The organism is Nocardia sp. NPDC060259 (genome assembly GCF_042728775.1).
GTDB lineage: Bacteria > Actinomycetota > Actinomycetes > Mycobacteriales > Mycobacteriaceae > Nocardia.
Genome location: NZ_JBHXAY010000068.1, coordinates 1 through 12667, shown reverse-complemented (window position 1 = coordinate 12667; position 12667 = coordinate 1). Strand labels below are relative to the sequence as shown.

Sequence of the window (12667 nt, the reverse complement as noted above, 5' to 3'; positions counted from 1 at the left end):
TGACTTGTCGTTAACGTGCGCACCGCACCGGGCGATAGCCGAGATGTATATCTGGCGGCTCGGAGGGTGAATCATGGCTGCGATGCGGAAGACCTGGATCGGCGTCGTTGCCGGTGTGACAGCACTGTTTCTCGCCGGATGTGGAGCTGGTGACCCGCAGGTGTCAGGGACCTCGAGTGCGGCGCGACCGACCAGCACGTCACGACCGTCGGTCGTCACCCCGCCGAGCGGCGCCCCGGCCACCGCCGCCCCGGCCACGGTCGCGCCGATCGACACCGCCCCCGGGACCACCGCCGTGCCCACCACCCCGGCACAGCCCGGCCCGCCGCCGACACCCACGACAGGCACCGTCGTCCTGCGCACCGCGACGCTGTCGGGTGTTCCAGTTCCGGGTGTTCCCGTATACCTTTCGCTCCAGCAGCCGTGCGATCCGGCGAGCCACGACATCCCCGTCGGCGAAACCACCGAAACCCAGCGGCTGGACGGTGTCACCGACACGTCCGGGCTGGCCGTCTTCACCACCGTGACCGGCTGTTACCGCTTCGGTATGACGGCCCCCGCGGGCACCGACCCCGTCCCGGAAGGCATGCACAGCCTCTTCCTCGTCGACCAGGGCGCCACCGTCACCGGACAGCTCCGCTTCCAGGACGCAGCACCCGAACCGGCACCGGCCTGCGCCGAATCCACCATCGAGACCGAACTCGGCGTCGACCCGGCACCGGCCGCCGACATCGGCGAGTGCGACGGACAGTGGGCCGTGATCTCCTGGGCCACTCCCGGTGACAACCAGCGAATCATCACCCGCACCTCGGGAACCTGGACCACCTATGTCCTGTTCCCGCACACCACCTGCTGGGACACGGCCACCGCCGACGGCGTGCCGGACAGCCTGCGGCGCTACTTCAACTGCTGATCAGGCGGTGAGCCAGATCGCCTCGGCGGCAAGTGTCCCCAGCTCGGTGGGGGTGTCGGCGGCCGCGATGCGGACCGCGATGGTGCCGGCGAAATCGCGGCGCTCCTCGACCTCGATCACGGTGTCGAGGGCGATCCCGACCGAGTCGAAGTATCGCAGCATCGCCGGATCGGAGTCGGAGATGCGAGCCACGCGGCCGGATTCGCCTGCCGCGAAGTCGCTGAGGCGGCGGGCCGGGGGAGTGGGGACGGCGCCGTCGGCGGAGGGGATGGGGTCGCCGTGCGGGTCGCGGTCGGGGTGGCCGAGTTTCGCGTCGATGCGGGACATCAGCAGCTCCGAGACCGCGTGCTCGAGCACCTCGGCCTCGTCGTGCACTTCGTCCCAGCCGTAGCCGAGTTCGTTGACCAGGAAGGTCTCGATCAGCCGATGCCTGCGCACCATCGCGATCGCGGCGCGCCTGCCGTGCTCGGTGAGGGTGATCGAGCCGTAGCGGGCGTGCTCGACCAGACCCTGATCGGACAGCTTGCGCACGGCCTCCGACACCGTGGAGGCCGACACCCCGATCCGCTCGGCGAGCAGCTTCGTCGACACCTTCTCCTGCGACCATTCCTGCGCGGTCCAGATGACCTTCAGGTAGTCCTGTGCCACCGCCGACAACTCGGGCGCGATCGTCGCGGTGGCAGCGAGTTCGGCCTGTTCACCGAGCTGCGTCGACGCGCGGCGGGGAGCGACATCTCGTTTACCTGGCACATCATTGATGTTAGGCATCCCTGGCCCGAATGACACATCGGCGAACGGCACGGCGCGGTGCAGGATCCTTCTCACACCGGAATTCTGTTCCCGTACCGCTTTGCGTAGGCTTCGCTCTGTGCAGAGATGGCGAAGTCTCGACGATGTGCCCGCGGACTGGGGGCGCTGCGTCCTCACGATCGGCGTGTTCGACGGCGTGCATCGCGGGCACGCGCAGCTGATCAGCCGTGCGGTGGCCGCGGCGAAGAAGCGTGGTGTTCCGTCGGTTCTGATGACCTTCGATCCGCACCCGATGGAAGTGGTGCGGCCCGGTTCGCATCCCGCGCAGCTCACCACCCTGACCCGGCGCGCCGAACTCGCCGAGGAACTGGGCATCGACGTGTTCTGCGTGATGCCGTTCACCCAGGACTTCATGAAGCTCACCCCGTCCGGGTACGTCCACGACCTGCTGGTGGAACGCCTGCACGTCACCGAGGTGGTCGTGGGTGACAACTTCACCTTCGGCAAGAAGGCCGCGGGCACCGTCGACACCATGCGCGAACTCGGTGGCCGGTTCGGCTTCGAGGTCGACGGGGTCACCCTGCTCGGCGAGCACGCCGTCACCTTCTCCTCCACCTACATCCGCTCCTGCGTGGAAGCCGGTGACATGACGGCGGCCGCCGAAGCGCTCGGCCGCCCGCATCGCGTCGAAGGCGTCGTCGTGCACGGCGACGGCCGTGGCCGCGGGCTCGGCTTCCCGACCGCCAACGTCGCCCCGCCCATGCACGCCGCGATCCCCGCCGACGGCGTGTACGCGGGCTGGTTCACCGTCCTCGGGCACGGCCCGGCCATCGGCACGGTCGAACCCGGTGAGCGCGCGATGGCCGCGATCTCGGTCGGCACCAACCCCACGTTCTCCGGCCGCTCACGCACCGTGGAGGCGTTCGTCCTCGATGGCGAGGCCGATCTGTACGGCCAGCACGTCGCGGTCGACTTCGTCGAGCAGCTGCGCGGCATGCGCAAGTTCGACACCATCGACGACCTGGTCGAGGCCATGGGCCGCGATGTCGAGAACGCGCGCAAAATCCTGACCGCAGCCGAGGCGGCCAAGCAGGCCTGAACCCGATTCACCGTCTCACCTGGTCGCGTGTAAGGTTGATCCTCGGGTTTGCTGCGGTCCGCGGTGGCGCCCCTCCCGGGTAACCGGAACTTCGAGCGCGGAACTGAGAAATAGGAGTCGATGCCGCATGGCGCTGACCACTGAGCAGAAGTCGGCCATTCTGGCCGAATACGGCCTGCACGAGAAGGACACCGGCTCGCCGGAGGCGCAGATCGCGCTGCTGTCGAAGCGGATCTCGGACCTGACCGAGCACCTCAAGCAGCACAAGCACGATCACCACACCCGGCACGGCCTGCTGGCCCTGATCGGTCGTCGTCGCCGCCTGTCGAAGTACCTGCAGGCCAAGGACATCGAGCGTTACCGTTCGCTCATCGAGCGTCTCGGCCTGCGCCGCTGATCTGCTTCGACACGCCTCCCCGCTGAGGCGGTCGGCGAGTAGCCAATGGGAAGAAGTACACTTCTTCTCGTTGGCTATTCGTGTATTCGGGGACCATCGGGTTCCCACGTGCACTACAACATGTGACAGCCGTGTGCATCCGTCCGCGTGGCGTCGGTCTTCGGTAGTGGCCTTTCGGCTGGCGTGTTCCTCACCGCCGTCGGGCTTCGATCGATGACCGCCTCCGCGTCGCCGCTTCCAAGGGGATACGGCCGGGTGCTGCGCGTGGCAGCCAGGAGGGTTTCCACGTGTCCGTGTCCGGTACGGCTGACGAATAGCCGGTTCGCGCCCACATGGTGCTGCGCTCCGGCGAGACGAGAGGTCGAGAGAAGAAAATGACGCAGACAACTGAACGTACTTCGACTGCGGTCGAGGTCGAGCCCGGTGTTTTCGAGTCGGTCGCGCTGATCGACAACGGTAGCTTCGGCACCCGCACCATCCGCTTCGAGACGGGCCGTCTGGCCAAGCAGGCCGCCGGCTCCGTCGTCGCCTACCTGGACGACGAGACCATGCTGCTGTCGGCGACCACCGCCGGTAAGCACCCCAAGGACCAGTTCGACTTCTTCCCGCTGACGGTCGACGTCGAAGAGCGCATGTACGCCGCGGGCCGTATCCCCGGCTCGTTCTTCCGTCGCGAGGGCCGCCCCTCCACCGACGCGATCCTGACCTGCCGCCTGATCGACCGTCCGCTGCGCCCGTCGTTCGTCGACGGCCTGCGCAACGAGATCCAGGTCGTGGTCACCGTGCTGAGCCTGGACCCGCAGGATCTCTACGACGTGGTGGCCATCAACGCCGCCTCGGCGTCCACCCAGATCTCCGGCCTGCCGTTCTCCGGCCCGGTCGGCGGCGTGCGCGTCGCCCTGATCGGTGGCCAGTGGGTCGCGTTCCCGACGGTGGAGCAGCTCGAGGGCGCCGTGTTCGACATGGTCGTCGCCGGTCGCGTCACCGAGACCGGTGACGTCGCCATCATGATGGTCGAGGCCGAGGCCACCGACAAGGTCATCGCGCTGATCGAGGACGGCGCGCAGGCGCCCACCGAGGCCGTCGTGGCCGAGGGCCTCGAGGCCGCCAAGCCGTTCATCGCCCGCCTGTGCCGCGCGCAGTCGGACCTGGCCGAGCTGGCCGCCAAGCCCACCGAGGAGTTCCCGCTCTTCCCGCCGTACGGCGCCGACGTGTTCGAGGCCGTCGAGGGCACCGCCAAGCGTGAGCTGAACGAGGCGCTGTCGATCGCCGACAAGCAGGCCCGCGAGGCCAAGATCGACGAGATCAAGGTCGAGGTGCTCGGTCGCCTCGGTGACGACTTCACCGGTCGCGAGAAGGAACTGGGCGCGGCGTTCCGCTCGGTCACGAAGAAGCTGGTCCGTCAGCGTATCCTCACCGACGGCTTCCGCATCGACGGTCGCGGTCTGGCCGACATCCGTGAGCTCTCCGCCGAGGTCGACGTAATCCCGCGCGCCCACGGTTCGGCGATCTTCGAGCGTGGCGAGACCCAGATCATGGGCGTCACCACCCTGGACATGGTGAAGATGGCCCAGCAGGTCGACTCGCTCGGCCCGGAGACCACCAAGCGCTACATGCACCACTACAACTTCCCGCCGTTCTCCACCGGCGAGACCGGCCGCGTCGGTTCGCCGAAGCGGCGCGAGATCGGCCACGGCGCGCTCGCCGAGCGTGCGCTGATGCCGGTGCTGCCCTCGCAGGAGGAGTTCCCCTACGCCATCCGTCAGGTCTCGGAGGCGCTGAGCTCCAACGGCTCCACCTCGATGGGTTCGGTCTGTGCCTCGACCCTGTCGCTGCTCAACGCCGGTGTGCCGCTGAAGGCGCCGGTCGCCGGTATCGCCATGGGCCTGGTGTCGGACACCGTCACCAACGACAAGGGTGAGGACGAGGTCCGCTACGTCGCGCTGACCGACATCCTCGGCGCCGAGGATGCCTTCGGCGACATGGACTTCAAGGTTGCCGGTACCCGTGAGTTCGTCACCGCCCTGCAGCTGGACACCAAGCTCGACGGCATCCCCTCGCAGGTGCTGGCCGGTGCGCTGAACCAGGCGCACGACGCGCGCACCACCATCCTGGACGTGATGGCCGAGGCCATCGCCACCCCGGACGAGATGAGCCCGTACGCCCCGCGCGTCACCGCGATCAAGATCCCGGTCGACAAGATCGGTGAGGTCATCGGCCCCAAGGGCAAGATGATCAACCAGATCACCGAGGACACCGGCGCCAACATCTCCATCGAGGATGACGGCACCGTGTTCGTCGGTGCGACCGACGGCCCGTCGGCGCAGGCCGCGATCGACGCGATCAACGCGATCGCCAACCCGCAGCTGCCGAAGGTCGGCGAGCGCTTCCTCGGCACGGTCGTCAAGACCACCGCCTTCGGCGCGTTCGTCTCGCTGCTGCCGGGCCGTGACGGCCTGGTGCACATCTCCAAGCTGGGCAGCGGCAAGCGCGTCGCCAAGGTCGAGGACGTGGTCAACGTCGGCGACAAGCTGCGCGTGGAGATCGCCGACATCGACAACCGCGGCAAGATCTCGCTGGTCCCCGTCGAGGAGGAGACGGCCGAGGCCGCCGCTCCCGCTGAGGAGACCGCCGCCGCGGAGTAAGCGCGCGGTAGCTTCACCACCTGCCGAAACCCCTCGCCGTGTCGCACGGCGGGGGGTTTCGTCGTGTCTGGGGGAGTAGCGGCCACAGAAAAGTGGTGTGAATCACTGCGATGCAACGTTGATGCAACGTTGTTTCACATAGTGTTGCCCGACACAGCGTGCAGCTGTGCCGACAGCTGACATGCCGCCTCGGGAGCGATATGTCCTCCGCTGTCCACTCGGCGTATGCGGTCGAATTGCTGGACCGTTCTCAGCGCCGGGAAACCTGGTCTTCGAGTCGAGATTTTGACGGAATCTGGTCCGGTTTATTATCCGACCGCATACGCTTCTCCTCGTCTGCTGGTGCGGGTGTCAGGTGTCGTGGTTTGACGATGGAGGTCGGGAGATAACCGAGTCATAGCTGGTTGCATGGCGGCGAACCGGATCGCGGTGATCGTGTCATAGCCGATCGCGCTGAATTCCGGTGTGAGAGGGCGGATTTCGGGCAGGGTGCCCGAGGTTGGCCGCCCCGGCGCCGATCCCGTCACCCCGGTGGGTCCGGGGAATTCCCCAGAGTTGTTTGCGGCCGTGTGGCGTCACCTGCGGTCGGTAGATGGAAGGCAGTCCAGATGACCAACACCACTCCGGCGCGCGCGGGAACAGAACAGCTGGCAGCGCTGGTGGCGACGGTCGCGGCGATGGAGCCGGCACGGATCGCGGTCGAGTTCGACGGGACCGCGGTGGCCTATGTCGATCTCGATGCCCAGCTCACCCTGATGGCCGAGCTCACCGGTGGCGCACTGGATCCGGAAACGCTGGTGCAGGTCGTGCTCGCCGAGCTGTTCCCCGGTGTGGTCGACGCGGCCGACGGGACATTCGGTGTGCTGCTGGATTCGCTGGCGCGCGATGCCATGGCGGCGCTGGGTGTGGAGTTGCCGGTGGCGGATCAGGCGCCGACCCTGGTCGACCGGTTCGCCGAGCAGCTGGCCCGCACGCCCGACGGTGTCGCGGTGCGGTTCGGCGCCGAGACGCTGACCTATGCCGAATTCGACGCCAGGGTGCGGGTGCTGGCCGGGCGGCTGGTCGCGCTCGGTGTCGGGCCGGAAGCGCTGGTCGGCCTGGCGATGCGGCGCAGTGTGGAGTTGATCGTCGCCGTGCACGCGATCGTGCGCGCGGGCGGCGCGTATGTGCCGCTGGATCCGGATCACCCGGTGGATCGGCTGCAGTACGTCCTCGAGGTGGCGCGGCCGGTCGTGGTGGTGACCCGCGGCTGCGACGAGCCGGATCTGCACGGCGCCCCGGTTCTGCGCACCGACGAGATCGACTGGACCGCGCAGGCAGCCGAGGTGGTCGGTGGTGCGCAGGCGGGCAACACCGCCTATGTCATCTTCACCTCGGGCTCCACCGGCAGGCCCAAGGGTGTGGCCGTCACCCACGGGGCGATCGTGGCGAACCTGGACTGGCGGCAGCGGTGCTACGCGATGACCGACGCCGACGTGGTGTTGCAGAAGACGCCCTACACCTTCGATGTCTCGGTGTGGGAACTGTTCTGGCCCTTGCAGATCGGTGCGCGGCTCGTGGTCGCCGAGCCCGGCCGCCACGGCGATCCCGGCTACCTGGCCGCGCTGATCGCGGAGCACCGGGTGAGCGTCACCCACTTCGTGCCGTCGATGCTGGCCGCGTTCGTCGGTGAGCTGGCCGAGGCCGCCACACCGGTGGATCTGTCGTCGCTGCGGATGGTGTTCGCCTCCGGTGAGGCGCTGCCCGCCGCCACCGCGGCGCGCCTGCGCACGCTGTCGGCGACCGCGCTGCACAACCTGTACGGACCCACCGAGGCGGCGGTCGACGTCACCGCGCACGAGGTCACCGCCGCCGACGAGGTGTCGGTGCCGATCGGTGGCCCCGCCGACGACACCGGGCTGCTGGTGCTCGACGAGAACCTCGACCAGGTGCCCGCCGGGGTGGTGGGCGAGCTGTATCTCTCGGGTGTGCAGCTGGCTCGCGGTTATGTGGCGCGGCCGGGCCTGACCGCCGACCGCTTCGTCGCCGACCCGTTCGGCGAGCCCGGTGAACGCATGTACCGCACCGGTGACCTGGTGCGGCAGCTGCCCGGCGGCGACGAGCTGGAATACCTGGGCCGCACCGATTTCCAGGTGAAGCTGCGTGGTCTGCGGATCGAGCTCGGGGAGATCGAGGCCGTGCTGGCCGCCCATCCCCGGGTCGGCAACGCGGCGGTGGTGCTGCACCGGCACGCGGCCGGTGAGGCGCTGGTCGGCTATGTGGTGAGCGTCGACGGCGAGGAGCTGGATTCCGCCGAGCTGGCCGCGCACGCGAAGACGTCGATGCCGGAGTACATGGTGCCGTCGCTGCTGGTGCAGCTGCCTGCCATGCCGATCAACGCCAGCGGCAAGCTGGATCGGAAAGCCCTGCCGGAACCCGATTTCCGGGCCGCGGCGGCCGAGTTCCGGGAACCGCGCACCGACACCGAACGCGCGGTGGTGGCGCTGTTCGGTGAACTGCTCGACGTCGAGACCGTCGGCCTGGACGACGACTTCTTCCGCCTCGGCGGCAATTCGCTCATCGCTACCCGCGCGATCGCCCGGCTGCAGGCGAATTTCGGTGTGCGCGTCGATGTCAGGGACTTCTTCGACAGTCCGACCGCCGCGGTGCTCGCCAAGCTGGTCGAAGGTGGCGCCACCGACGATCGGCCCGCCCTGGTCGCCGGTCCGCGGCCCGCTGTGCTGCCGCTCTCGCCCGCCCAGCAGCGGATGTGGTTCCTGAACCGGTTCGATCCGGAGACCGGGGCCTACAACATCCCGATCGCGGTCCGGTTGTCCGGGGCGCTCGATCTCGAGGCTCTGCGCGCCGCGGTCGGCGATCTGATCGCCCGCCACGAGGTGCTGCGCACGGTGTACCCGGAGGTCGACGGGGTCGGCACGCAGTATGTGCTGGCGCCCGCACAGGCCTTCGAATCGCTTGCCGCCGAGTCGAACTCGAACTCGGGTGTCCCGGCTGCCGGCGCTGCTCGCGTGGCTGGGGCTGCTGGTGATGCCGGGGCCAGCGGTCCCGGAAACACGCTGGACCGCGACGGCCGGCGAGCGGAAGAGTCCGTCGGCGGCTTGATGCCGGCGGGGATGTCGGCGCTTTCGGAAGTGCTGACACCTATCAGCGTTGCAGCACAGGAACTCCCGAATGTGCTGGCCGAGGTGATCCTGGGCGGTTTCGACGTGACCGCGGCCCCGCCGCTGCGGGCGCGGTTGTACAAGGTCGACGGTGACCACGTGCTGGTGCTGGTGGTGCACCACATCGCATCGGACGGCTGGTCGGCCGGTCCGCTGGTGCGCGACACCATGGCCGCCTACTACGCGCGCACCGAGGGGAGCGCGCCCGAGTGGGCGCCCTTGCCGGTGCAGTACGCCGATTACACGCTGTGGCAGCGGGCCGTGCTCGGCGCGGAGGACGATCCCGATTCCCGGGCCGGGCGCGAGATCGCGTACTGGCGGGCAGCGCTGGCCGGGCTGCCGGACGAGTCGAGTCTGCCGACCGATCGGCCCCGTCCCGCTGTCGCGTCGATGCGGGGACGCCGGGTCGAGTTCGCCGTGGACGCCGACCGGGTGGCCGGGCTGAATGCCGTCGCGGCTGACCACGGCGCGACCCTGTTCATGGTGCTGCATGCCGCGCTGTCGGTGCTCGTCGCGCGCCTGTCGGGCAATGCCGATGTGGCGATCGGCAGCCCGGTCGCCGGGCGCGGCGCCGCCGAACTCGACGATGTCATCGGCATGTTCGTCAACACCGCGGTCCTGCGTACCGAGGTGCGCGGCGGGGAGTCCTTCGCCGACCTGCTCGGCCGGGTCCGCGCCGACGACCTGGCGGCCTTCGATCACACCACCTTGCCCTTCGAGCGTCTGGTCGAGGTGCTCGCACCGCCGCGTTCGGCGGGTCGGCATCCGCTGTTCCAGGTGGCACTGTCGCTGCTGAATCTGCCGCCGACCACGTTCGAACTGCCCGGCCTACGCGCCGCCGCCGTCGAACTGCCCTACGACATCGAGAAGTTCGATCTCTCGGTGACGCTGCGCGAGTCCGGCGCCACCGGTCTGTCCGGCGAATTCTCCTATGCCACCGATCTGTTCGACGAGACCACGGTCGCGCGGATGGTGCGCCGGTTCACCGGTGTGCTCGCCGCGGTCGCCGCCGCACCACGCACCGCCGTCGCGGATCTGCCGCTGCTGATCGACGCCGAGCTCGCCGAGCTCACCGGCCGCAGCGGCGGCCCGTCCGTTCCGTCCTCGCTGCTGCCGCAGGTGCTGGCCCGCGCGGCTGCCGATTCCACCGCGATCGCGATCCGCGACAGCGCGCGCACCCTCACCTACGGCGAACTCGACGCCGCGTCCGCCCGCCTCGCCGCGCACCTGACCGGTCTCGGCATCGGCGCGGGCGATCTTGTCGCCGTGAGCATTCCGCGCTCGGCCGACTCGGTGATCGCCGTCTGGGGCGTCATCAAGTCCGGCGCCGGTTTCCTGCCCGTCGACCCGAACTATCCGGCCGACCGCATCACGCACATGCTGTCGGACTCCGGTGCGGCAGTGGGCATCACGGTCGACGCGGTGCGGGCCGACCTGCCTGCCGCCGTGGATTGGCTCGTGCTCGACCCCGCCGCAGCCGACGTCGACCCGGTGGATTCCGCGGCCATCGGTGCCGACTCGTCGGCCGGCAGTCGTGCTCTGGATCCGCTGGATCCCGCCTATGTCATCTACACCTCCGGCACCACCGGTCTGCCCAAGGGCGTGGTGATCCCGCACGGCGCGGTCGCGGCGTATCTGCCGGCGCAGGCGGGGCGGTACCTGGCGTCGGCGGATGCCCGGGTGCTGCATGTCGCGTCGCCGTCGTTCGATATTTCGGTGGCCGAGCTGCTGCTGACCGTCACCGAGGGCGCGACCATGGTCGTCGCACCGGCCGGTGTGTTCGGTGGAGCGGAGCTGGGTGAGCTGCTGCGGGCCGAGCGGGTGACCCACGTGATCATCACCCCGTCGGCGCTGGCGACGGTGCACCCGGAGGGCCTCGACGACCTGCGCGTGGTGGTCGTCGGTGGTGAGGCGTGCCCGGCGGAGCTGGTGGCGCGATGGACCGCCGCGATCCCGGGGCTCGTCTTCCGCAACGGGTACGGCCCGACCGAGACGACCATCGTCACCAATATCAGCGAACCACTCACCGCGACAACGCCGATCACGCTGGGCGCCCCGGTGGAAGGCACCACCGAACTGGTGCTCGACGAGCGGCTGCGTCCCGTCCCGGCCGGTGTCGTCGGCGAGCTGTACATCGCCGGTCCGCAGCTGGCCCGTGGCTACCACCGCAGGCCCGCGCTGACCGCGGGCCGGTTCGTCACCAACCCCTACGGTGCGCCGGGGGAGCGGATGTACCGCACCGGCGACACCGTGCGCTGGGTGCGGTCCGCGGACTCCTGGGATCTGGAATACCTGGGCCGCAACGACTTCCAGGTCAAGGTGCGCGGATTCCGGATCGAGCTCGGCGAGATCGACGCCGTTCTCGCCCGGCACGCCGCGGTGGACTTCGCCGCGACCATCGGCCACCGCACCGACGCGGGTGCGACCGTGCTGGTGTCGTACGTGGTCCCGGTCGACGGCGCGACCATCGATGCCGCGACGCTCCTCGCGCACACCGCGGCCCACCTTCCCGCCCACATGGTGCCCGCCGCGATCGTCGCCCTCGACGCCGTCCCGCTGACCCCCGTCGGCAAGCTCGACCGCGCCGCGTTGCCTGCCCCGGTTTTCGAGGCCGCCGCCTACCGCGCACCGGAGACTCCGGCCGAGCAGGCCGTCGCTGCCGCCTTCGCCGAGGTCCTCGGCCTGGAACGAGTCGGCCGCGACGACGACTTCTTCGACCTGGGCGGCACCTCGCTGCTGGCGACCCGGCTGATGGCCCGCCTCGGTACCGACCTCGACACCCGCATCCCGGTCCGCCAGCTCTTCGACACCACCACCGTTCTGGCCCTCGCCGCGGCCGCCGACCGACTGCGCGGCACCGGCTCCGGACCCGCCCTCGTCGCGGGAACCCGACCCGACCCGCTGCCACTGTCGCCCGCCCAGCAGCGCATGTGGTTTCTCAACCGCTTCGACCCTGGTTCGGCCACCGACAACATCCCGATGGCAGTGCGCCTCACCGGCGCCCTCGACATCGCCGCCCTGCAGACCGCGCTCGTCGATGTGCTGGACCGGCACGAGGTCCTGCGCACCCGCTACCCGGAGCGCGACGGTCACGCGATCGCCGAGATCCTGCCCGCCACAGGCCTGGTCCCGGAGGTCCTCCCGCAGATCGTCACCGCGCAGGCACTGCCGGACGCGGTCCGCACCTTCGCCGCCACCGGATTCGACCTCACCCTCGACGCCCCGATCCGGGCGATTCTGCTCCGGGTCACCGACGCGGCAGCGAAGCATTCGTCTGCGCCGAGCGCGGCGGGCTCTCTCGAACCCGAGTATGTGCTCGTGATCGTGGTGCATCACATCGCCGCTGACGGGTTCTCGTTCGGCCCACTCATCCGGGACGTGCTCGCTGCCTACAGTGCGCGGGCCGCGGGGGAGGCGCCGCAGTGGGCGCCGTTGAGTGTGCAGTATGCCGACTACGCGGTGTGGCAGCACGCCGTGCTCGGTGATGCCGCTGATCCGGAATCGACAGCGGCGCGGCAACTGTCGTTCTGGGCCGATGCGCTGGCCGGTGCGCCGGATCAACTGGAATTGCCGGCGGATCGGACCAGGCCCGCGGTCGCGTCGCGACGTGGTGCGCTGCAGGCGATCGACATCGATGCCGAAACGCACAGTGCGCTGGCCGAATTCGCTCGCGCGCAGGGTGCCACGGTGTTCATGGCCGCC

The 12667-nt window shown here is 69.4% G+C and carries 6 protein-coding genes; 5 read left to right on the top strand and 1 reads right to left on the bottom strand.

The annotated features are described in order from the left end of the window. Nucleotides 1–82: 82 nt before the first annotated feature. Nucleotides 83–913: a hypothetical protein gene (locus ACFWF2_RS22640; RefSeq protein WP_379309427.1), complete on the top strand. Its 831-nt coding sequence runs from the start codon at nucleotides 83–85 to the stop codon at nucleotides 911–913. Here the strand turns inward: ACFWF2_RS22640 and ACFWF2_RS22635 are convergent, their stop codons facing one another. Beyond that, a complete protein-coding gene (locus ACFWF2_RS22635; RefSeq protein ID WP_379309426.1) occupies nucleotides 914–1681 on the bottom strand; it encodes a metal-dependent transcriptional regulator in 768 nt (255 codons plus the stop codon). A 100-nt stretch (nucleotides 1682–1781) separates the two neighbouring features. On the opposite strand from ACFWF2_RS22635, the gene ACFWF2_RS22630 reads away from it, so the two are divergent. The 4 genes from ACFWF2_RS22630 to ACFWF2_RS22615 all read left to right on the top strand — a co-directional run. Further along, nucleotides 1782–2762, top strand: a complete 981-nt coding sequence (locus ACFWF2_RS22630; RefSeq protein ID WP_379309425.1) for a bifunctional riboflavin kinase/FAD synthetase — start codon at nucleotides 1782–1784, stop codon at nucleotides 2760–2762. 127 nt (nucleotides 2763–2889) lie between these two features. Then, on the top strand, nucleotides 2890–3159 hold the full coding sequence (gene rpsO / locus ACFWF2_RS22625) for a 30S ribosomal protein S15 (RefSeq protein WP_019048089.1): 270 nt from the start codon (nucleotides 2890–2892) through the stop codon (nucleotides 3157–3159). 374 nt (nucleotides 3160–3533) lie between these two features. After that, nucleotides 3534–5804 (top strand): polyribonucleotide nucleotidyltransferase, encoded by a 2271-nt coding sequence (locus ACFWF2_RS22620; RefSeq protein WP_379309424.1) that lies wholly within the window; start codon nucleotides 3534–3536, stop codon nucleotides 5802–5804. 608 nt (nucleotides 5805–6412) lie between these two features. After that, nucleotides 6413–12667 (top strand): amino acid adenylation domain-containing protein (locus ACFWF2_RS22615; RefSeq protein ID WP_379309423.1); only part of this gene is annotated, 6255 nt, incomplete at its 3' end.